We start from the raw sequence: 22,972 nt of genomic DNA on the forward strand, positions 1-22,972 counted from the left end.
TTTAATCAGGAAAGATTTTTGCTTGTTTTTCCTGATTATTTAAGGATTCTCGATTTAATCAGGAAAGATTTTTGCTTGTTTTTCCTGATTATTTAGGGAATCTCGATTTAGTCAGGAAAGGTTTTTACTTGTTTTTCCTTGTTTTTCCTGATTATTCAGGGAATCTCAATTTAATCAGGAAAAGCGTTCAATATTTTTTCCTGTCTATTTCTAGTTTTTTTAGTTTAATCAGGAAAATCGCATTCGAGTTGTACCTGTTTATTTTGAGATTCCCATTTTAATCAGGAAAATCACCTGCTAGCTGTACCTGTTTATTTTAAGATTTTGAATTTAATCAGGAAATTTCCCTATAATTCCATTTTTACATGTGTATTTTGAAATATTTTATTTACACATGTAATGATAAAAATTTTCTACATGTGTATTCCCGTTTTTCCCATTTAGACATGTAATTAACGCCATTTTTCTACATGTGTATTTCTGATTTTCCATTTTACACATGTAAATCATAAATTTATTATTTTAACTCGATAAATTTTCTTGAACTATACTATTCCACTCAAATTTGAAAAAAAAGCAATCAAAACAACCAACTTGGCTGGTCGTTTTGATTTCTACTAACTCTAAGCGCCCAAAATGTACCCCCGAATTGCCACAAAATCTAGCTTTCCGCATATTATGACCAATAAACAACACCTACTTTAACTCCCAAAGTGCTATTTATCTTTTTTTACAAATACATTTATGGCTGTAGCTATGAATCCAAAGGCGATGCCTGCGATTGGCCACATTATCCAAGATCTTCCCCAATCATTGGTTAAGAAGCTGTATATTAGGTAGATGCTGGTTATTAGTGTCCAATACATGGCAGCTATTTTCCCGATTATATTGTTTGCTTTTTTATTTTCTGGAGAATAGTCTTCTAATTGTAATAGTTTTGAAGTTGCTGAATATCTCATTGTGTGTTTGACGATGAAATATACGCAAATTGAAATTGTAAGCCATAGTATTGTAACTGCTAGGGGGATATATTTTTCATCTTTGGTATTATCAACTAAGTTGCTTAATACAATTACAGGGATAATTGATAATATCATTGCAAATACTGATATACCAACTATTTTGTAAATGTTTATGCTGGAACGAAATTCTTTTGTGTAATGTTCTGCATCATAGGTAAGTTTGAAATTTGATTCTTTTTCTAAAAATTCATATTTGTTTAATTTTGAGCCTTTCATTATGAAAAGAAGAATGGCAATAGCTAGTAAAATAAAAAGTGTTGGTAATCCAATAATACTTGCGGTTTGTTCGGTGATCCCAAACATTTCTTCGTCAGCAAAACTATAAAGGATAAATACTGGGATTGCACATATGATAGAAAGAAATATTCCTAATGCAATATATGATGAAGAGTCTATAGTTGTTTGTAAATATTCTTTTACATAATCAGTATCAAACAGTTTTATTTCTTCCTTTTGTGATAGTTCTTTTTCTATTCCTAAAACTTCTGCAACTTCATTGATGTTTCCAAATTCTGAAATGACAATACCAACTGCTTCATTATCTGTTTTGCCTTCGGCTAGTAATTGTGTATATTTGTCATTCATCATCTCTAATAGTTCTTCTTTTGCAGAGTTTATTTTCTGTGATTTAGGTAAACCTAAAAACATATTGTCTAAATAAGATTTTATTGCATCCATATTTTTCTCCTAAATAATAAATTTTTCTATAATTTGCTTAGTTAAATCCCATTCTTTCGTTTTTTCTAAATAGTATTTTTTTCCATTATCTGTAATTCGATAATAAGTACGTCTACTTCTATCTTCTTTTTCACTTTTAAATGACTCTATATAATTGGATTTTTCAAGTCTTTTAAATGCAGAGTATAAAGTGGTTTCTTTCATTATTAATTTTTCTTGACTTATTTCGGTTATTGTTTTTGATATTTCATAACCATATGATGGAGTTTCGTATAGGATATACAAAATTATTAAGTCGGTATATCCACGTAGAATATCAGAACTTATTTCAGTCATATTTTCTCCTTTTCTACTACGACTGGTTTACTATATCTGTCGTAGTAACTTTATGATTAAATTATATATAAACTACTACGACAGGTCAAGTAGTTTAGATTAAAGATGAGTCAATTATTAAAAAACTGTAATAATCATAATTTTTACGTAAAATTAGCTATTTATGTTATAATAATAGGGACTATGGAGGATAATAATGAAAGAAAGATTAGAAGAAATAAAATTAAAATCATTAGAAGCAATTCAAAATGCAAAAGACGAAAACAAGCTTGAAGAACTTAGAGTGGAATTTTTGGGTAAAAAAGGAGAATTAACCCTTTTACTTAGAGAAATGGGGAAACTTTCTTCAGAAGAAAGACCTGTTATAGGAAAGCTTGCAAATGCAATTAGAAACAAGATACAAGAAGCCTTGGACAATAGGAGAGAAAGCTTTAAATGGTTAAAATTAAAAAAGAGATTATTAGAAGAAAGAATTGATGTAACTGCTACAAAAGATGAAATATCTATGGGACATAGACATCCATTAAATAAAACAATGGAAGAATTAGAAAATTTATTTAGATATATGGGATTTTCTGTAATTGATGGTCCAGAAATAGAAACTGTTACAAATAACTTCGATAAATTAAATTCACCAAAAGATCATCCTTCAAGAGATTTAAGTGATACATTTTATATTGATAAAGACACTTTATTAAGAACTCATACTTCTCCAGTACAAGTTAGAACAATGATGTCACAAAAACCACCAATTAGGATGGTTTCAGCGGGACGTACATTTAGGTTTGATGAGGTAGATGCTACACATTCACCAATGTTTCATCAAATAGAAGGTCTAGTTGTTGGGGAAAATGTTTCAATGGCAAATTTAATTGATACAATTAATATTTTTATTAAAGAATTATTTGGTGAGGAGTTTAAGACAAGATTTAGACCTCACTACTTCCCGTTCACAGAACCTTCAATGGAAGTAGACGTTTCATGCTTTAACTGTAAAGGTAAAGGATGTGAAGTTTGCAATCATACAGGTTGGTCTATGGAATTGCTAGGTTGTGGTATGGTTCATCCAAATGTATTAGAAAACTGTGGAATCGACAGTGAAAAATACACAGGATTTGCATTTGGAATGGGAGTTGACCGTATAACAATGGTTAAATATGGACTAAAAGATATTAGATTATTATATGACAATGACAAGAGATTTTTAGATCAATTTTAGGAGTTTGAACGATGTTAGTACCAATTAAATGGCTTAGAGAATATGTTGAAATAAAAGATAGTACAAGAGAAATTGCAAATAGAGTTACGGATTCAGGGTCACATGTTGAATCAATCGAAAAATATGAAGAAATGTCTGGATTAGTAATTGCAAAGATTTTAGATATTAGAAAACATGAAAATGCAGATAAGCTTTCATTAGTTGATTTGGACTATGGCGATGGAAAAGAAACCATTGTAACTGGTGCAAAAAATATGAGAGTAGGAGATAATGTTGTACTTGCTAAAGTAGGTGCAAAATTACCTGGTGGCATTGAAATTAAAAAAGCAACTTTACAAGGTGTAGTTTCACCAGGAATGCTTTGTGGTTATTCTGAATTAGGAGTATCAGAAAATTATGTAGATAAAAGATCTGCAGATGGATTGATAATTCTAGATGATGATGTAAAAGTTGGAGAAGATGCAGTAAAAGCATTAAATTTAGATTCAGAAATTATTGAATTTGAAATTACTCCAAATAGACCAGATTGTTTATCTATAATTGGAATGGCTAGAGAAGTTGCTGCAGTATTTGATGAAAAAATTAAAGAACCATCACTTGAAGTAAAAAATGCAGTATCAAATTATAAAGAATTCTTTAATGGAGTTGAGTTAAATACAGATAAATCTACAAGATTTATGACTGCAGTTGTCAAAGATGTAGAAATTAAGGAATCACCACTATATATCAAAAATTATCTTAGAGATGCAGGTATGAGACCAATTAATAATATTGTAGATATTGCTAATTTTATTATGCTTGAATATGGTCAACCATTACATACATATGATTTAGATACAATCTCTGGGAAAAAATTAATTGTAAGAGAAGGAAAAACAGGAGAAACTGTTAAAACTTTAGATAAAAATGAAAGAAAAATTGAAGCTGGAGATATATTAATTTGCGATGATGATAATAATCCTATTGGTATTGCAGGAGTTATGGGTGGATTTGATACTGAAGTTACTGAAAATACAAAAAACATTTTAATAGAATCTGCAACATTTAATAACGAATCAATCAGAAAAACATCTAAGAGATTGGGCTTGAGATCAGAAGCATCAGCAAGATTTGAAAAAGGTATACCTGCAAAATTAAACGAAATTGCATTAAAAAGATTTCTACATTTGATTGAAGAGACAAATTCTGGAATAGTTGTTGAAGGATTAAGTGATGATGGAGATTTCGAAGTTGAAGAAAAAAGTCTGAAATTGAGAAACTCAAAACTAAACTCTTTATTGGGGATTGATTTAGATATTGAGCAATCAAAGAAATATTTAGATTCCTTAGAATTATATACAGAAATAGAAGGAGATACATTAAATGTTAAAATCCCATTCTTCAGAAGTGATTTAAATATCGAAGAAGATTTAATTGAAGAGATTGGTAGATTATATGGTTTCCAAAATATAGCACCCAAATCTTTAGTAGGGGGATTAACACAGGGTATTAAATCAGAGATGAGACAATGCCAAGATGAAGCAAGAATTAATTTATTTGCTTTAGGATTTTCTGAAATTTTAACTTATTCATTTATTTCTAATAAAGTATTTGACAAGTTGAATTTAAATGAAAATGATAAATTAAGAGATACAGTTAAGATATTAAATCCATTAGGTGAAGATTTCTCTGTAATGAGAACTACACTTATCGGAAATATGTTAGAAATTATCAGAAGAAACTTAAATAATAAACAAAATGATTTAAGATTTTTTGAAGTTGGTAATTCATTTATAAAACGTGATGAAACTATAAAAGAAGAAAAGTTAATGACATTTTCTTTAGTGGGTGATTATGATTTTTACTATATTAAAAATATATTAATCAATATATTTACTAAATTTGGTATTGAAGATTACGAGTTTATAAGAGAAACAGAAAACCCTATTTTCCATGAAGGAAGATGTGCAAATGTCATGGTGGATGGCGAAAAAGTAGCTGTAATAGGTGAAATAAGTCCAATCGTTATGGACAATTTTGATATTGAAAAGAGAGTAAATCTTGTTGAAGCAAATCTTGATGTATTATTTAAATTTAAGAAAGATCAAATAAGATATAAAGAAATATCAAAATATCCAATTGTTGAAAGAGATATAGCTATTGTTGTAGATAAAGATATTCAATCTCAAGATATTATCAATGTTATTAAACAATATGGTGGAGAGTATTTAAAATATGTTAAATTATTCGATATCTATAAAGGTGAACAAATACCAGAAGACAAGGTATCTTTAGCATATAAAATTGGTTTCCAATCCAATGAAATGACATTAAAAGATCAAGTTGTGAAAGAAGCATTTGAAAATATAGTAGAAGGATTAAACAAAACATTCGATGTAAACTTAAGGAGCTGATTATGAATAGAAATAGATATGAATTTCAAATAAATGGCAATAATTATGTTCTTAAAACAGAAAGAAGTAAGGAAGAGACTGATAAAATTGTAAGATATGTCGATAGTGAAATAAAAAAAGCAAAAGATATTATTAATTATAGAAATCCAGCTATGCATGCAACACTTGCTTGCTTAAACATTGCGGATGATTTGTATGATTTAGAAATTAAACATAAATCACTATTAGAAGAATCAAAAATTCCATTACAAAATTATCAGCCATTAAAAGATGAATTTGATCAATATAAAGATAAACATAAAAATGTTGATCAAGATATGGAAAGATTAGAATCAAAGGTTAAGACACTTGAATCTCAGTTATCTAATATTACAAATGAAAGAGATAAATTTAAACTTGAATTAGATAGACAAATTTCTCTTTATGAAAAAGATAAGGTAGATAAGAAAAATTTAAGAGATAAATTGCTCGAACAAGAAAAACAATGTTTGAGATATCAAAAGCAGATTCAGGAGTTGATTAACCAAAATAGAAGGTAGCAATTTATGGAAAAAAACACATTCACAACATTGGAATGGGATAAAATTAAAGAAATATTGATGACTTATTGTGCATCTAGTTTAGGTGCGCAAAAAGTATCAAAAATAATTCCTTTAACTAATATTAATAAGATTGAAGCGTTGCAAATAAAAACTGCTGATGCAATTGAATTAATTAGAAAATATTCTTTTCCACCTTTATATGGTATTTTTGACTTAAAATCAATTATCACTAGATTGAAGAAACATGCTGTTTTGGAAAATATTGATTTTCTAAATATCGCTGATTCATTAAGAGTTTCGCAATCATTAAAAGATTATACGGCAGAGTATGAAGGTGAAGATAATAAGGTTGTTGAGCAAATTGATAAATTATATACCAATATAAGGATACAAAAAGAAATTGAACGCATCATTCTCGATGAAGAGACTATAGCCGATGATGCATCCAAAACCTTATTTAATATTAGAAAAAGTATAAGAGAAAAAACTGAAGAAGCGAGAAAAAAATTAAATTCTTTAGTAAAAGACGATACAACAAATCTACAAGATGGATTTATCACAATGAGAGATGGGAGATATGTAGTGCCAGTGAAGACTGGAGCGAAATCAAAGGTTCCAGGAATCACTCATGATGTATCTTCTTCTGGTCAAACTTTATATATTGAACCAATGGTAATTGTTGAAATTAACAATAAAATAAGAGATCTTGAAATTGAAGAATATGAAGAAATTCGAAAAATACTAAAAGATCTTTCTGAAATGATATTTAACTACCATGAAGAGATAGAAAACAATCAGTATTTACTTGTTGATCTTGATTTTACTTTTGCTAAGGCGAAATATGCACTTGAAAAAGGACACACTAAGCCAATTTTAAATGATGAAAAAATCATTGATATTAAAAATGCAAAGCATCCTCTATTAAAAGGTAAAATAGTACCGATTGATGTTAAAATTGGTGAAAATTACAACGCCTTAGTTATAACAGGACCTAATACTGGTGGTAAAACTGTCAGCTTAAAAACTGTAGGATTGGTTGTGTTTATGGCACAAGCTGGGCTATTTGTACCATGTGATGAGTTTTCTAAGGTGGCAGTGTTTAACGATGTGTTTGCTGATATTGGAGATAATCAAAGTATAGAGCAATCTCTATCAACTTTTTCAGCATCTATGACAAATATCGTAAATATATTAAATAAAGCAAATGATAAATCCTTAGTACTTTTTGACGAATTAGGGAATGGTACAGACCCTACAGAAGGTGCAGCATTAGCTATGGCAATTATTGATACATTAGTAAAAAGAGAGTCAATTTTACTATCAACAACGCATTATAGTGAATTAAAACTATATGCTATGTCAACAGAAGGTGTACAAAATGCCAATGTAGAGTTTGATATCGAGACTTTATCGCCAACATATAAATTAACAATTGGTAGACCGGGTAAATCAAATGCTTTCGAAATTTCAAGAAGATTAGGATTATTCGAGGATATTCTTTTTGATGCTAAACAATATATTTCAAAAGAAAATCGAGATTTTGAAGATATTATTGCTGAAATAGAGGACGATAAATCAAGATTAGATAATCAATTGAGTGAAGTTAATAAAGAAAAATTAAGATATCAAAAATTGATTGATGATTTTAACAATGATGTGGGTAAAAGAAGAGAAAAAGCTGAAAAAGATATCGAAAAGGCTAAAGAAGAAGCTAAGAAAATTCTTTATGATGCCAAAAATAAATCTAAGGAATTGTTAAGAATAGCTAAAAGTCAAAAGGGTAGGTCAGAAAGTAGAGATATTGATAGAGCGTATTCGGAAATTAATGAGAAATATAAAGAAGAAAATAAACGATACGAAACAAAACCAAAACAAACGAGAAAAAATAATAAAATTATTGATGTGAAACTTGGAGAAACCGTGAAGGTATTATCCATGGGTGGAGAATTAGGTGTTGTACAGACTTTACCAGATAATAAAGGAGAAGTTACTGTACAAATGGGTATACTTAAATTTACAGTAAATATCAGAGATTTAGAGAAGACTCAATCGGAAATTGAAAAAGAAAAATCAAAATCTTCATATAAACAAGTTATGAGAAATACTGCTATGAAACAGGCTAAACAAGAGTTAGATGTTAGAGGACTTAATGTAGAAGAAGCTATCATAGAAATAGAAAAATTCTTTGATGATTCAATTTTATTTGGACTTAAAAGAGTTGAGATAATACATGGAAAAGGTACGGGAGCACTACGTGCAGGCCTTACAGACTTTTTCAGAAAGTCAAAATATGTAGATGAGTTTAGACTTGGAAATGCAGATGAGGGAGGAGCAGGGGTTACTGTTGTAACTCTTAGATAATATGGATTATAAAAAAGAAATATCACAAATATTAAATAATTTAGATATAGGTATGTCAGTGGATGATATATATATGAGTATTGAAACACCACCAAACAAGGAAATGGGAGATTTCGCATTTCCATGTTTTAGATTAGCAAAACAATTTAGAAAATCACCAGCTCAAATTTCTGTTGAATTGGCGGAAGAAATCAATTCTGATTTATTTAGTGAGATAAAACCGGTTGGACCATATATTAATTTCTTTTTAGATAAAAATAAGTTTAATGAAATCTTATTAAAAAAAATTTTTGATAAAAAAGAAAAATTTGGTTCTTCTGATATTGGAAATGGGAAAAACACAATTATAGAATACAGTTCTACAAATATTGCAAAGCCATTTCATATTGGACATATAAGATCAACAGTTATTGGAGATTCATTAAAAAGAATATATAAGTTTTTAGGATACAATGTTATAGCGATAAACTATCTTGGAGATTATGGTACTCAATTTGGTGTGCTATTGGCAGCATATTCAAAATGGGGAGATAAAGAACAAATTGATAGAGACCCTATTAAAGAATTATTAAAACTTTATGTTAGATATAATACTGAAGCAAGAGAAAATCCTGAAATGATGGATGAAGCAAGAGCTTGGTTTAAAAAACTTGAAGATAAAGATGAATTTGCTATTGAAACATGGAAATGGTTTAAAGAAGTAAGCTTAAAAGAATTTGAAAGAGTATATAATCTTTTAGATATTGAGTTTGACTCATATAATGGTGAATATTATCATTCACAATTTGTAAATGATGTATTAAAAGAATTAGAGGATAAAAATCTTTTAGTAGATTCTGAAGGCGCTAGAGTAGTTGAAATCGAAGGAGATAATCCACCAGCAATAATCACAAAAAGCGATGGAACATCAACATATATTGTGAGGGATATTGCAACAGCAATTTACAGAAAGAAAAAATATGATTTCGATGAAAATATCTATGTTGTAGCAACTCAACAAAATTTACATTTTAAAAATTTAAAAGAAATCTTATCAAAAATGGGTTACGATTGGGCAGAGGATTGTCATCATGTTCAATTTGGTATGGTTAGCCTAAAAGATGGAGCTTTAGCGACACGTAAAGGAAATGTTGTTTTCTTAGAAGATGTGTTAAATAACGCGATTAAAAAAACAAGAGAAATTATAGAAAAAAGAAATCCAAATTTAGAGGATAAGGATAAAGTTGCTCGTGAAATAGGTATTGGAGCAGTTAAATTCCAAGAATTATTTAATACAAGAATAAAAGATTATGTATTTGACATGGATCAAACTTTAAACTTTGAAGGCGAGACTGGCCCTTATGTACAATATGCTCATGCTAGAGCTAACCAGATATTAGAAAAATTAGATCTTGAAATAACTGATGATATTGATTATTCATTATTGTCAACAGAACAAGAAGCTGAGCTTATCATGTCACTTTATAAAGTAAAAGATGTAATTTTATCTGCAAAAGAAAAATTAGAACCTTCAATTATCACAAGACATGTCACTGAAATAGCACAAAACTTTAATTCATTTTACAATAGTGTTCATATAATGAATTCAAAAGAAGAAGAAAAGAGAGCAAGAGCTTTATTAGTGTATGCGACTAAAGTTTGTATATCTAATCTTTTAGCATTATTAGGCATAGAAGCTCCAAATAAAATGTAATTAAGGAGAAATCGATTTATGAATATTTTAGACGACATTTTAAAAGTAAATAAAGAAGCGTTTACGGAAACTTTAAAAAAATTAAAATTTGTCCCTATATTAGCGATGATTTTATTTGTATTTAAGATAGCAGAATTTTATATTCTATTTGCATTAAGTGGATATAATCAAGCCTCATCTTTTATTTTAGGTTTTGTAAGAGCGGCGGTATCAATTGCATTTCTTTCTGCACTTATTAGCATTTTAGCTGATATTGTAATTTACAATAGATTGGATTTTAATAATTTTCTTAATAGATTTAGTGAATATTTTTCACCACTAATGAACACATATTTTATTATATTTCTAATTGAAATGGTAGTGAATATGTTATTTGGAGCACTTCCAAGAGTTATTTCATTGATTATTTCAATTGCTCTTTTAGTACTTCAAAGTCCACTATACGAAGAAGTATATTTAGGAAACACATATGGAATGGATGCAGTTTATTCTGCATTTGATTTCATAAAAGAAAATTTCCTACAATGGTTGCCAGTCTTAATAGCATATGTATTGATAGAATATGTATTTTCATTTTGGTCAATTATTATGGTATTTGATTTAAGATTAATAATACAATCTATACTGTATGGATTATTACTGGCGTTTGTCTACATTTATAAGGGACAATTATTTAAAATATTAAATGGATCTTCAATGAGAAAAAGAAGATTTCAAGGAAAGTTTTAGGTGAATATGAATATTATTGAAAAGTATTTTAGAGGAAAAACAGATAAGGTATCATTTATTGAACTAAAGGATAATGTTGATGCTTACCAAAAATATGGTATAAAAGAAGATGTTCCTCTACCAATAATTTTGGATGAAATGGTTAGTGGAATTTCTGAAAATGAATTTACAAACGAAATTAGAATTGAATACATTATTGATGGTATGTTATTTATGATTGCCATTGATCCAGAATTCACATATACAAATGACTATAAAGAAATTTTGAACAGATTAATAGACAATCCCTCCAATTACGCATTATCTAAAGGTATAAGATTTTTAGATATTGAATTGGAATGGGCAATTTTATTTACAAGAGCAGCATTCTTACTAAATGAAAAAAATGAATTGGCAGCATATAACTATGCTAGAATCCTTTGGAATATTGAAGTTCCAGAAGATGAAAAACATGTATATGTTGAAGAATCTGTACGAATTCTTGAAAGAATTTTAAATTATAATGATAAAAATCCATTAGCGAATTTTGAGTTAGGAAATATTTCTGTTGCAACAGGAAATTATATTAAGGCAAATTCTTATTATAATAGAGCGTTGTTAAATGCAGATATGGAAGAATTAAAAGAAGAGATTAGAAATGCAATTGTTAAGATATCTCCAGATGTTGCTGTTGAAAATGCAATTTATTCAATAAATAGAATGGATTACAATACTGCAATTACTAATCTTATGGATGCTAGAAAAAATTCTTCAAGATATGATATACCATACTATATTGCTATTTCATATATGAATATTGGTCAAATAGAATTAGCTGAACAATTTTTTGAAGAAGCTATTGAAAAAGGAGCAGATTTTGCAACATTGTATACAGATTATGTATACGTAAAATATTTGCTAAAGAAGGATTTTGAAGCGGTACAAATAGCCAATGAAGCTATAGAAAAGTACCCTTCTGAAATAAAATTAAGATATAATAGAGCGGTTATTTTAATTTCAATGAATCAAAATAAAAAAGCTATTGAAGATTTAGATTTCATATTGGAATATCAAGATTTATCTGATGAAATGTTTAATCAAATAATGAAAATAAAAGAATCGATTTATAATAAATAGGAGCAAATATGACAATTGCTGAATTGATTTTATTAAATAAAGAAAGATATACTAAAGTTTTTTTAATCGAAAATGATAAAAAAACTAATCAAGCCATTTTCAGGCAAATTAAAGAAAATAATATAACTGAAAATGAATTAGAACAGAAAGCTAAAGACTATTTTATGCTGGATAAGGAAGGCATAGATGAAATATTTGGAAATTCAGAAGAATTACAAATAACAGATGAAGATATGGTGTTATTAATTGGTATTTAACTTTATTATATAAACTTTTCTTGGAGATATGAAATGGCTGATATTGATGCTAAAGCTGAAAAAAATTATAAATATTTGGCTTTTATAAGTTATCGACACCTAAGTCCTGATGCTGAGATTGCTGAGGCTGTTCACGAGGAGTTAGAAAATTTTAAAGTGCCTCGAGAATTAGATCCCGATGGCAAATATAAAGAAATCAGAGTTTTCAGAGATAAATATGAGTTAGCAACTAATGATTTGTCGGAGAGTTTGGATAGTGCGCTATTAAATTCAAAATATTTAATTGTGATTTCTTCAAAAAGGACAAAATTATCTGAATGGTGTGTGAGAGAAGTTGAACTTTTCAAAAAACATCATAGTAGTAGAAATATTATACCTATTTTAGTTGAAGGTGAACCATACGAATCCTTCAGCGAACCATTAAAAAATTTATCTTCAATTGAAGTTGATGATAAAGGCAATGAAACAATCAAATCACTTGATTTATTAGCTGCTGATTTGAGGCCTGATGAAGTCAAAAAGACTAGTTTTATAGGGTATGAAGAATTAGAAAAAACTAATAAATCTGAATTTAATGCTCATATAAAAGCAGCTAAAAAAATACTTAAAAATAGTGAAATATATAGAATTATGGCAACTATTTTAGGTGTAAATTATGGAGATTTGAAACAAAGACATAAAGAACGTCAAATGAAGCTAAAGATCAGACTTGGTATATTAGCAGCTACCATACTTACTGTATTTGGTATTGCAATGACAAGTATGTTTATTAGAGCAGTAAATTCTGAGAGAAATGCTACATCTCAAATATCTATGATGACATTAAAATCCGCCGATCAATCAAATAAAGATGGTGATAGAGCATATGCGCTTTTGCTTTCGAAAGAAGCGATGAGTTATGTCAATCCTAAAATGAAAAATTATGAAGAGTTAAATGCTAATTATGAGAGGGTGTTAAATGATGCACTTTTGACAGATAAGTATAGTTCAATTTTATCGTTAAAAACTGGCACGACATCGCCATTTTTTGATATATCAACGGATGGTAAATTTATTGTTAGTACCAATCAAAAAAACAATGCGGTTATTTCTTTAACTTCAAATGGAAATCAGATTAAAGAGATAAGTTTTGAGAAACCTATAACAGCTATAAAAGTTAGAAATAACGATAATTCAATATTTATAGCAACTTCTGATTTGAAACTATTTAAAATTGATTCTAAAACATTTGATGTAAAAGATTTGGGTATAAAGACGCCATTTGGTATATATCAGATGGATTTTACAGACGATGGTGACTTTTTAATTGCTATCGATAAAGCGTTAAATATCGCTACTTATTCGACTAAAGATTTTAAGATGTTAAATCATAAAATTTTAGATAAGAATATTTTTAGAATATTTACATTAAAAAATAATAAAGAATATATTTTAAATACATCAGATGGACAAATTGATATATTTGATATAAAGACAGGGAAACTCTCTAAAACATTAAGAAAATCAAAGGATAAGATTTCATATATAGCAAATTCTATGTCTAAAGATGGTAAGAAATTTGCGTATGCAGATGATAGAAATATTTTCTTATATGATATTGAAAGTAATTTTGAAAAGGTTAAAAAAGTTGATATTGGATCCTATACTGGAAATATTCTCTTAAGTAATGACGGAAGAAATCTATATTACACTACCATGAATTTTATTGATGTTTTCGATTTAGATAATAATGAACACATTAATTTCATTCCTGTAGGTAATAGCGGAATTTCAAATTTAAGACTAAATAATGAAGGAGATACTCTAGCATTTAGTATAGATGATAAAAATAGCATTGGATTTATCGAAAAAGTTAATGAAAAATCAACAAATAAAAAGCCAATTGTATCCAATGGATCAAATTTTAATGATCATTTAATTTCCTTTGTGTTTTCAGCTGATGATAAATATCTAGTTGCAAACTCGCAAGATTCTACTTTGAAAGTGATAAGTACGGAAAATAATATTGCGAATGTTGAATTAGATGGGACAATAAAAGCTATTTCAGAAGATAGAAACACGGTAATGTTAATTGATAAAAATAATAATTTATCGTTATATGATTTTTCGAAAGAAAAATTAATTAAAGTTGGAACAATTTCAAAAGATTTAAATACTATATATAATGTGCATTCTATATCAAATGATCATGAATATTTTGCTTTTTCTGATATTAGATATAAAAATATTAAAGTTTTTGATAAAAACGGAAAGACAGTCTACACTACACAATCAGATCAAGATAAAGATACATTTAAGTTAACTGTAGATATCGAGATCTTTCAAGATAAAGATATGCTTGTTTCACTTAATGAATTGGGTGATTTGAAGATATTTAATCTAAAAACAGGAGAATTAATTAAACAATTAAAAGATAAAAATGAACAAGCTGAAAAGATAGTTTATTCTAAAGATAAAAGTTTAATAGGTATCAATTATTATAGCAAAAATGCAACAATATTTAACACAGAAACAGGAAAAGTTGTTGAAAATATTGATGGTGAAATATTTTCAATAATAGGAGAGGATGGAAAATTAACAACTGTCTATGGTCAAAAAAATACATTATTATTTGAATATAAAAATGGTGAAAAACAACTTTATGCTACAAATTATGACACGAAAGGCATAAGTACAAGACAATTTAATGATGATTTTGTTTCACTTGATGACAGATATTTACTGACAAGTGTAACAAATATGGCATTGGTAGTTACGGATATAAAAACAGGTAATAGAGTAAGAACTTTAGAAACAGAAGGAAACTTCAATCCTAAAGGAGTAATGAGTGGAGATTCTTCAAAAATTGCATATGAGCCATTTGAAGATAAAACATATATAGCTGATTTTTACAATATAAAAGAGTTAGAGAAAAAAGCAGATAAAATGTTAAATGGAAGAGAATTGACTGAAACTGAAAGGATTGAATTAGGCTTAAAATCTAGGGTGAATGAAAATGAGTAATAAGTTTCTCTATTATGTTAAAAAATTAAAGTTTCCATTTGCATTGGTTTCTTTTATTTTAAGTGTTGTGGGAAGTATACAAGTATATCATGGACAATTTGATAATTTATTAAAAGAATTTGTTGTTATCATCTATTCTGTTATTAAATTATTTACATTTTTCCCGACAGAAAGTGTCTTAAAAAACTCTCCATTGGCATATGAGCTTGCAACATGGATGGCACCAATAACAACGGTTTTAGGTTTGTTTACTGTTTTTAGGAATTTATATAGTGATTCCATAATGGCTATAAGACATCTAAATAAAGATAGACTGATTGTATTAGGTGCAAATAAGGAAAGTTTAATTTTTATAAAAAATACATTAAGTCAATATCCTAAAAAACGAATTGTATGTTTAGTGGATTTTGAAGAAGAAGTTGATAGCGATATATTGAAGCTATTGCAAGTTCAATTGGTAAGGATAGACTATTCAAATCCAGAGGCTGAAGTTAATAGACTGGTAGTTAAAGATGAAAAATTATATAAGGGTAAAAAGATAGTTTCATTTGAAAAGGAACCTAAAGTATATTATCATGTCCAAGTACTTTCAAAACTTCTTGAAGAGTATAAAGATATAGATGTTTATATCAGGACTGAGACTTATAGAGTCAAAGAAATAGTAGAAGAAAGTATGGATAAAATTAAAAATTTCAACATCAACTATTTCAATATTAATGATTTAATGACTAATAACTTTTTACAAGAGTTTAATATTAACAATACCAATGGGTTAAAAGCATCATGGAAGGGAAAGAAATTTGATACTTTAGAAGATATTGCAAACCAAGTATCAAGATCTAATATATTATTTATAGGATATTCAAATATTGTAAATCATGTATTAAGTAGTCTATCAAATATATCAGTAACAAATCCGTTAAAAAGCACAAAAGTGACAATAATTGATGAAGATGTCTATAAGAAATTTGATGAATTTATGGATTATAAAACAAGATTAAAAAGTGTATTAGACTATGAATTAATAGAGATTAGAAAAAAATCTAGGAAAATTGAAGATATTTTTCTAGAAAAATCAAAAGAAGAAGCTTTTAATGCTATATTTTTCTGTGATGAAGATGATTACACTAATTTAATCAATATGGATCGTATTGAGAAATATATTAGAAATTTATCAGTTGCTGTATATAGTGCTGAAAATTCTGATATTGATACCATATATGAAACAATGAAGTCAAAAATTGCAGGACTTAAAATTTTTGGTAATATCGAGAATATCATTAATCACGATGTAATCATTAATGAAACACAATTAGAAAAAGCAAAGAAATTTAATGCCTATTATAATCTAATCACTGCTGAAATGATGGGTTATGAAAAAAGTGATAAAAGTTTACAACAACAATGGAAAAGTTTATCAAATATAAAAAAAGAATCCAGTTGGAATCAATCCCTTCATCAAAATACAAAACGCTTATTGCTAAGTAAGTTTAGTGAACTCGATGAATTTAAGGATGAGAATATCCTTTCTTTATGGAAATCAAAACTTGAAAATCTTACAGTAGATGAACAAGTTGATGTTATAGAAAATGATATCTACATGAATTATATGACTTCACTTGAACATAAAAGATGGAACAATTTCTATTATATGCGTGATTTTGTATACGATGAAATAAAAGATGAATCAAATAAAAAACACGATTGTTTAATCGACAATTGGGATGATTTTATGTCTAGTAAACAAAGACCAAAGGCGATTTATGATTTTATATCAACATTGGCATTAGAAGAAGAATAATATAATTATATACAATATAAGATTAGACCCCATAAATTGGACTAAATATTAAATATATTAGTCTAATATTATGGGGTCATAATCATTTTAAATTATCATTCTTAAAGAAATAAAAGTTTAAATAAATAATTTGATATTATTTTGGGTATATTATAAAATAGTTGCACATACAACTGTTGCTCATGCAACTAAAGGAGATATTATGTTTAGAATTACAAAATATATTAATGCAATACATTGGTCTTCAATTGCAGGGAGATGCCAAACTTTTGAAGAATATGATATTTTAGGACATCAAGTTTCCTATTTAATTGCTATCTATAAATATCCTGGTTTAAGTCAGGAAAATTTAAGAGATGCGATGTTTGTAAATAAATCAACAGTAGCAAGAAATGTTAAAACATTAATAGATAAAGGTTATGCGAAATCAGAAGTAGATAGTGAAGATAAAAGAGTTAATAGAATTTATCCAACTCAAAAATTGATTGATTTTTTTCCGAAAATCGAAAAGCATTTGGATGAATGGAATAATGAAATTTTATCAGATTTAAGCTATGAGGAAAAAGTAACTTTTGAAAATCTATTAAAAAAAGTAGCTTTGAAAGCTGTAAATATAACAAAGGAGAAAAGAGATGCTCAATAAATATGTTTATCCCAAGAAGAAAAATATTATATTGACTTTGATTATTAAAATGCTTTCTACTTTATTTGGAGTTTTAATACCAACGATTTTAGCATATATAATTGATGATATTGTACCCAAAGGTGATAGAAATGGTGTAATAATTTTTGGATCTTTAATGATTATAGTTGCTCTTTTAGAATGGTTTTTAGGGATAAAATCCAATAGAATGGCAGCAAAAATTTCTTCTGATTCAATACAAGAAATAAGAAAAGATTTATTTGATAGATCAATAAGACTTTCTGCAAGACAAATTGATAAATTGGGGGTATCATCAATAGAATCAAGATTGACCTCTGATACATATACTGTACATAATTTTTTAGGTACAGCATTAAGAATGGGTTCAAGATCGATAATGCTATTTCTTGGAGGAGTCATATTTTGTGTAATATTAAGCCCTAGATTATCACTAATACTTTTATTTATTATTTTACCAATATTTACTATCATTAGAGTAATTTTCAATAAAACTCAACCATTATGGAGAAAATTACAAAAAAGATATGATGCAATGGTACAAGTTATTCGTGAAAGTATTAGAGGTATAAAAGTATCAAAAGCCTTAAATAGAATTGACGATGAAAAAGAAAAGTTTTTTAACTCATCTGATGCAGCCAGACAAACTTCTATAAAAGCAACAGATACTATGGCAATGACTTCACCTTTAGTTAATACAGTATTATACTGTGGACTTGCACTAGTAATACTATATGGTGGGAAATTAGTCGAAGTTAATCAGCTTAAAGTTGGTACAATCATTGCTTTTATGTCATATTTCATGCAAATAACACATTCACTATTTATGTTAAACTGGATGTTTAATATTTACAGTAGAGCAATGACTTCAATAAAGAGAATTGAAGAAATTATTTTTATGCCAATTGATGACAGTCAAATCGTAGAAAATCCTATAGAATTACCAGAATGTAATAATGGTGTACCTGAAATAGAATTTAAAAATGTCTCATTTGCATATGAGGATAATAACTACGCTTTACAAAATATAAGTTTTAAGATTTATCGAGGACAATCCCTTGGTATAATGGGAGCTACAGGTTCTGGAAAGAGTACCATTATTAGATTATTATTAAGACAATATGACGTAAATAGCGGAGAAATACTTGTAAGAGGTGTCAATATAAAAAATATTAAACATTCTCAATTAAATAATCTATTTGGGTCAGTATTTCAAAAAGACTTTTTATTTAAGGGAAGTATTAAAGCGAATATAGATTTTGGTAGAAATCTCAATAATATGCAACTAGAAGAAGCAATATTAAATGCTCAGGCTAGAGAGTTTATTGATGCTAAAGATGATAGATTAGATCATGCATTGGCTTCTAAGGGGGTAAATCTATCTGGAGGACAACAACAAAGAGTTTTACTTTCTAGAGCATTTGCTTCAAATCCAGAGATATTAATATTAGATGACTCTTCATCAGCTCTCGATTTTAAGACTGATTCAAAACTAAGACAAGCAATTGATGAAAACTTTTCAAAATCAACATCAATTATCGTGGCTCAGAGAATTTCGTCAGTTATCTCATGTGATGAAATTATGTTTTTAGAGAATGGGAAAATATTAGCAAAAGGAAATCATGAATACATGTTAGAAAACTGTGTTCCATATAAAGAAATCGCTGATATGCAAATTGGTGAATTAGAATAGGAGCGAATATGGAAAAGAAAAAGGAAAAAGTAAATAAAAAAGATTATCTAAAAATCACCAAAAAGTTATTGAAATATGTACTTAGAGAATGGAAACTATTTCTATTAACATTAGTTTTAGTTATATCCTCAAATATTCTTATCTTATGGGGACCAAGATTATCTGGTGCAGCGATTGATTCTATAGCTAATACACCAATTGATTTTGATAAAACTAAATTAAATATTTTCTTAATGTTATTAGCCTATTTAGGATCATCTTTACTTACTTATATTTCTACAAGAGTTATGATTCGTGTATCTGAAAATGTAATAGTAAAAATGAGACAGGATACTTTTGATAAAATTGTCGATTTACCAATTAAATATATTGATGAACATCAGACTGGTGATTTGGTTTCAAGAATTTCATATGACTTAGATGTTGTAAATCAAGTAATTAGTAATAATGTTGTCAGCATTATCGCATCAATAATAACAGTTGTCGGTTCTTTTTATATGATGTTGACAATATCACCTAATATGACAATAATATTTTTATTAATCATACCAATTACAACATTATTTACGGTTTATCGAGTAAAAAAAACAAGACCGCTTTTTGCAAAAAGATCAAAAAAATTAGGTGAGATGAATGGATATGTTGAAGAGATGTTAAATGGGCAAAAAACCATTCAAGCATATGAAAAAGAAAATTTCTTCTCATCAGAGTTTAGAAATATAAATGATGAAAGTATTGATGCTTATTATAAAGCAGATTATCAAGCATCCATTAACTTTCCTACAATGATGCTGATTACCAATTTATCTATAGGTATAGTTTCCATATTTGGATCATTAATGTATCTATCTGGAAATCTAACTTTAGGATTTTTATCTTCATTTGTTATGTACTCTAGACAATTTTCATTCCCAATTAATCAAATTGCAGGAGTGGTAGCAGAAGTTCAATCAGCGTATTCAGCGGCAAATAGAGTATTTACATTATTAGAGCAAGACAATGAAAAGCCTGATGCGGCTGATGCAATCGAACTTAAGGATATAAAAGGTAAAGTCGAATTTAAGAATGTTTCTTTTGGATATAATGATGATAAAATGGTCATAAAAGATTTTAATTATGTTGCTAAACCGGGTACACTTACAGCGATTGTAGGACATACAGGTGCAGGAAAGACTACATTAATAAATCTATTAATGAGATTTTATGATCCACAAGAAGGGGATATACTTATTGACGATATTTCATATAAAAAAATAAAGAGAAAAAGTCAAAGAGCTGGTTTCTCCATGGTTTTACAAGATACTTGGTTATTTAACGGTACGATAAAAGATAATATAACTTATGGACGACCAGATGCAAGTATGGAAGAAGTCAAACGCGCGGCTAGAGCGGCGCATATAGACCATTTCATTGAGCTTCAAGAAGATGGGTATAACACAATACTAGATGAAGAAGCGGCAAATCTTTCTCAAGGACAGAAACAATTATTAACTATTGCTAGAGCAATGTTATTAAATTCTTCAATGTTAATCTTGGATGAAGCGACATCAAATGTTGATAGTAGAACAGAAATACAAATTCAAGATGCTATGAATAAATTAATGGAAAACAAAACTTCTTTTGTTATTGCGCATAGATTATCGACAATAAAAAATGCCGATATGATATTGTTAATGAAAAACGGTGAAATAATTGAAAGAGGAACTCATGAAGAATTGTTAAATAATAAGGGGGAATATTATAATTTATACAATTCTCAATTTATAAAATCAGAATAAATACCTTAAATCTCCATAATTATATGTTAATATATACATATATATGTTATGGAGATTATTTTATGTCAAATAGAAGAAAGTTTAAAAAATATAAAGAAAAAAAAGCTAAAGTACCAATTTCAGAGAAATTTTCAAGGTTTAAGACAAAGAAACATTTGATTAAACCAATTATGTTAGTTACAATACTAATTCTTTTACAGATTGCATTTTTCATTTATCTCTCTACAAGATATTCTAGAAGTAGAGAATGGATGGATGTTTTTTGGTGGGCAGTTACCTTAGTAATGATAATATATTTTGTAAATTTAGATAAACCTATCGATTATCGTGTTTCATGGATTATCATGGTATCACTTGTGCCAATTTTTAGTATTCCTTTGTATATAATTTTAGAAATAATACCGGGTGCCAAGCAATTGCAACGAAGATTAAGTAGTATTAGACAATCTTCAAATCATTTATTAAATCAAGATATGCAATTGATTGATAAAATTGACTATGATGAAAGATTTAGCAAGGGTTTATGTAGATATTTATTTACTCATGCAAATTATCCAATATATGAAAATACAAATTATAAGTATTTTGGTATTGGAGAAGATTATTTTGAATCATTAAAAGAAGATTTGCGAAATGCTAAAAAATTCATCTTTATCGAATACTTCATAGTTCGACAAGGTAAAATGTTAGAAGAGATACTTGAAATTTTAGATGATAAAATAAATGAGGGAGTTGAAGTAAAATTCATGTATGATGGCATGAATGATTACTATTTACCTGATGGATTTAAGGATTTCTTAAAATCCTTAGGCATAGAAGTCAGAATATTTTCAACTATTTTACCAATTTTATCCTCATATCACAATAATCGTGACCATAGAAAAATTGTTGTAATTGACAATAAGGTTGCGTACACTGGTGGATTAAATCTTTCTGATGAATATATCAATCACATCAAAAGGTTTGGGCATTGGAAAGACAATGGAATAAGATTAGAAGGTGAGGCTGTAAGAAGCTTCACAGTTATGTTCTTAAATCTTTGGAGTTTAACATCAAGGGAATTAGCGCATTATGATAAATATGTGGAAAATGAGCATAAAGCCATTTCAGATGTTTATATTTTACCTTATGATGATGCACCAAATGATAAGGAAAATATTGGAGAAAATGTTTATATTGATATACTAAATCAAGCTAAAGATTATGTATATATCATGACGCCATATTTAATATTAAGTGAAAATCTAAGGAACGCTCTGCTATTTGCTGCAAAAAGAGGGGTAAATGTGCAAATCATGATGCCAGGGATACCGGATAAGAAAATTCCATTCCTAATTGGAAGATCATACTATGATAATTTAACGCAAAGTGGTGTTAAAATATATGAATATGTTCCTGGATTCTTACACTCAAAATGCATAGTTTCTGATGATAATAAATCAGTGGTCGGTACTGTAAACTTTGATTTTAGAAGTTTACACCTAAACTATGAAAATGGGGTATTGGTGTATGGTCAATCATTAGCAAATGATGTAAAAACAGACTTTGAACAAACAAGAAAAGCCTGCCGAGAAATGTCAAATAAAAAATATAGAGAATTCTCCTGGATTTATCGACTATTTTGTAGAGTGCTAAGATTGATAGCGCCATTAATGTAGTTAGGAAAAGATTAGATAGTATTGAGGTATTA

At 28.1% G+C, this 22,972-nt stretch carries 16 protein-coding genes; 14 read left to right on the plus strand and 2 right to left on the minus strand.

The window, feature by feature from the left end:
• Positions 1 to 716 precede the first annotated feature (716 nt).
• The gene (locus HMPREF9709_RS03130; RefSeq protein ID WP_005397862.1) at positions 717 to 1,700 is read right to left on the minus strand and encodes a permease prefix domain 1-containing protein; all 984 of its coding nucleotides are present in this window, start codon (positions 1,698 to 1,700) and stop codon (positions 717 to 719) included.
• Positions 1,701 to 1,709: 9 nt separating this feature from the next.
• Positions 1,710 to 2,036: a PadR family transcriptional regulator gene (locus HMPREF9709_RS03135; protein ID WP_005397863.1), complete on the minus strand. Its 327-nt coding sequence runs from the start codon at positions 2,034 to 2,036 to the stop codon at positions 1,710 to 1,712.
• A 196-nt stretch (positions 2,037 to 2,232) separates the two neighbouring features.
• Between HMPREF9709_RS03135 and pheS the strand changes: the two genes are divergently transcribed.
• The 14 genes from pheS (at position 2,233) to cls (ending at position 22,940) form a co-directional block, all read left to right on the plus strand.
• Positions 2,233 to 3,255 (plus strand): phenylalanine--tRNA ligase subunit alpha, encoded by a 1,023-nt coding sequence (gene pheS, locus HMPREF9709_RS03140; RefSeq protein WP_005397864.1) that lies wholly within the window; start codon positions 2,233 to 2,235, stop codon positions 3,253 to 3,255.
• An 11-nt stretch (positions 3,256 to 3,266) separates the two neighbouring features.
• Positions 3,267 to 5,648 carry a phenylalanine--tRNA ligase subunit beta gene (gene pheT, locus HMPREF9709_RS03145; RefSeq protein WP_005397865.1) on the plus strand — a complete coding sequence of 794 codons (2,382 nt, stop codon included), beginning with the start codon at positions 3,267 to 3,269 and terminating at the stop codon, positions 5,646 to 5,648.
• 2 nt (positions 5,649 to 5,650) lie between these two features.
• Positions 5,651 to 6,187 carry a cell division protein ZapA gene (locus tag HMPREF9709_RS03150; protein ID WP_005397866.1) on the plus strand — a complete coding sequence of 179 codons (537 nt, stop codon included), beginning with the start codon at positions 5,651 to 5,653 and terminating at the stop codon, positions 6,185 to 6,187.
• Positions 6,188 to 6,193: 6 nt separating this feature from the next.
• The gene (locus HMPREF9709_RS03155; protein ID WP_005397868.1) at positions 6,194 to 8,551 is read left to right on the plus strand and encodes an endonuclease MutS2; all 2,358 of its coding nucleotides are present in this window, start codon (positions 6,194 to 6,196) and stop codon (positions 8,549 to 8,551) included.
• A 1-nt stretch (position 8,552) separates the two neighbouring features.
• The gene (gene argS, locus HMPREF9709_RS03160; protein WP_005397870.1) at positions 8,553 to 10,244 is read left to right on the plus strand and encodes an arginine--tRNA ligase; all 1,692 of its coding nucleotides are present in this window, start codon (positions 8,553 to 8,555) and stop codon (positions 10,242 to 10,244) included.
• A gap of 18 nt (positions 10,245 to 10,262) precedes the next feature.
• Entirely contained in the window at positions 10,263 to 10,973 is a 711-nt protein-coding gene (locus tag HMPREF9709_RS03165) for a hypothetical protein (protein ID WP_005397872.1), read from the plus strand.
• A 6-nt stretch (positions 10,974 to 10,979) separates the two neighbouring features.
• Positions 10,980 to 12,089, plus strand: a complete 1,110-nt coding sequence (locus HMPREF9709_RS03170; RefSeq protein WP_005397874.1) for a tetratricopeptide repeat protein — start codon at positions 10,980 to 10,982, stop codon at positions 12,087 to 12,089.
• A gap of 8 nt (positions 12,090 to 12,097) precedes the next feature.
• Complete coding sequence (locus HMPREF9709_RS03175; protein WP_005397876.1) at positions 12,098 to 12,346, plus strand: hypothetical protein; 249 nt, start codon at positions 12,098 to 12,100, stop codon at positions 12,344 to 12,346.
• Positions 12,347 to 12,379: 33 nt separating this feature from the next.
• Positions 12,380 to 15,349 (plus strand): TIR domain-containing protein, encoded by a 2,970-nt coding sequence (locus HMPREF9709_RS03180; RefSeq protein ID WP_005397878.1) that lies wholly within the window; start codon positions 12,380 to 12,382, stop codon positions 15,347 to 15,349.
• Positions 15,342 to 17,150 carry a hypothetical protein gene (locus HMPREF9709_RS03185; protein ID WP_005397880.1) on the plus strand — a complete coding sequence of 603 codons (1,809 nt, stop codon included), beginning with the start codon at positions 15,342 to 15,344 and terminating at the stop codon, positions 17,148 to 17,150. Before HMPREF9709_RS03180 ends, HMPREF9709_RS03185 begins: the two co-directional genes overlap by 8 nt.
• 202 nt (positions 17,151 to 17,352) lie before the next feature.
• Complete coding sequence (locus HMPREF9709_RS03190) at positions 17,353 to 17,793, plus strand: MarR family winged helix-turn-helix transcriptional regulator (RefSeq protein ID WP_005397883.1); 441 nt, start codon at positions 17,353 to 17,355, stop codon at positions 17,791 to 17,793.
• Positions 17,783 to 19,504, plus strand: a complete 1,722-nt coding sequence (locus HMPREF9709_RS03195) for an ABC transporter ATP-binding protein (RefSeq protein ID WP_005397885.1) — start codon at positions 17,783 to 17,785, stop codon at positions 19,502 to 19,504. Before HMPREF9709_RS03190 ends, HMPREF9709_RS03195 begins: the two co-directional genes overlap by 11 nt.
• Positions 19,505 to 19,512: 8 nt before the next feature.
• The gene (locus tag HMPREF9709_RS03200; protein WP_005397887.1) at positions 19,513 to 21,282 is read left to right on the plus strand and encodes an ABC transporter ATP-binding protein; all 1,770 of its coding nucleotides are present in this window, start codon (positions 19,513 to 19,515) and stop codon (positions 21,280 to 21,282) included.
• A 62-nt stretch (positions 21,283 to 21,344) separates the two neighbouring features.
• Positions 21,345 to 22,940 carry a cardiolipin synthase gene (cls, locus tag HMPREF9709_RS03205; protein ID WP_005397889.1) on the plus strand — a complete coding sequence of 532 codons (1,596 nt, stop codon included), beginning with the start codon at positions 21,345 to 21,347 and terminating at the stop codon, positions 22,938 to 22,940.
• The last annotated feature ends 32 nt before the right edge of the window (positions 22,941 to 22,972 follow it).

Origin of the sequence: Helcococcus kunzii ATCC 51366 (assembly GCF_000245755.1) — a bacterium.
Taxonomy (GTDB): Bacteria; Bacillota; Clostridia; order Tissierellales; family Peptoniphilaceae; genus Helcococcus; species Helcococcus kunzii.

Excerpts from the sequence above, each read along its gene's own strand:
- HMPREF9709_RS03180 (WP_005397878.1), top strand. The coding sequence starts at position 12,380 with ATGGCTGATATTGATGCTAAAGCTGAAAAAAATTATAAATATTTGGCT.
- HMPREF9709_RS03185 (WP_005397880.1), top strand. The coding sequence starts at position 15,342 with ATGAGTAATAAGTTTCTCTATTATGTTAAAAAATTAAAGTTTCCATTT.
- HMPREF9709_RS03200 (WP_005397887.1), top strand. The coding sequence starts at position 19,513 with ATGGAAAAGAAAAAGGAAAAAGTAAATAAAAAAGATTATCTAAAAATC.
- HMPREF9709_RS03195 (WP_005397885.1), top strand. The coding sequence starts at position 17,783 with ATGCTCAATAAATATGTTTATCCCAAGAAGAAAAATATTATATTGACT.
- cls (WP_005397889.1), top strand. The coding sequence starts at position 21,345 with ATGTCAAATAGAAGAAAGTTTAAAAAATATAAAGAAAAAAAAGCTAAA.
- HMPREF9709_RS03150 (WP_005397866.1), top strand. The coding sequence starts at position 5,651 with ATGAATAGAAATAGATATGAATTTCAAATAAATGGCAATAATTATGTT.
- argS (WP_005397870.1), top strand. The coding sequence starts at position 8,553 with ATGGATTATAAAAAAGAAATATCACAAATATTAAATAATTTAGATATA.
- HMPREF9709_RS03190 (WP_005397883.1), top strand. The coding sequence starts at position 17,353 with ATGTTTAGAATTACAAAATATATTAATGCAATACATTGGTCTTCAATT.
- HMPREF9709_RS03155 (WP_005397868.1), top strand. The coding sequence starts at position 6,194 with ATGGAAAAAAACACATTCACAACATTGGAATGGGATAAAATTAAAGAA.
- pheT (WP_005397865.1), top strand. The coding sequence starts at position 3,267 with ATGTTAGTACCAATTAAATGGCTTAGAGAATATGTTGAAATAAAAGAT.
- HMPREF9709_RS03170 (WP_005397874.1), top strand. The coding sequence starts at position 10,980 with ATGAATATTATTGAAAAGTATTTTAGAGGAAAAACAGATAAGGTATCA.
- HMPREF9709_RS03175 (WP_005397876.1), top strand. The coding sequence starts at position 12,098 with ATGACAATTGCTGAATTGATTTTATTAAATAAAGAAAGATATACTAAA.
- pheS (WP_005397864.1), top strand. The coding sequence starts at position 2,233 with ATGAAAGAAAGATTAGAAGAAATAAAATTAAAATCATTAGAAGCAATT.
- HMPREF9709_RS03165 (WP_005397872.1), top strand. The coding sequence starts at position 10,263 with ATGAATATTTTAGACGACATTTTAAAAGTAAATAAAGAAGCGTTTACG.
- HMPREF9709_RS03130 (WP_005397862.1), bottom strand. The coding sequence starts at position 1,700 with ATGGATGCAATAAAATCTTATTTAGACAATATGTTTTTAGGTTTACCT.
- HMPREF9709_RS03135 (WP_005397863.1), bottom strand. The coding sequence starts at position 2,036 with ATGACTGAAATAAGTTCTGATATTCTACGTGGATATACCGACTTAATA.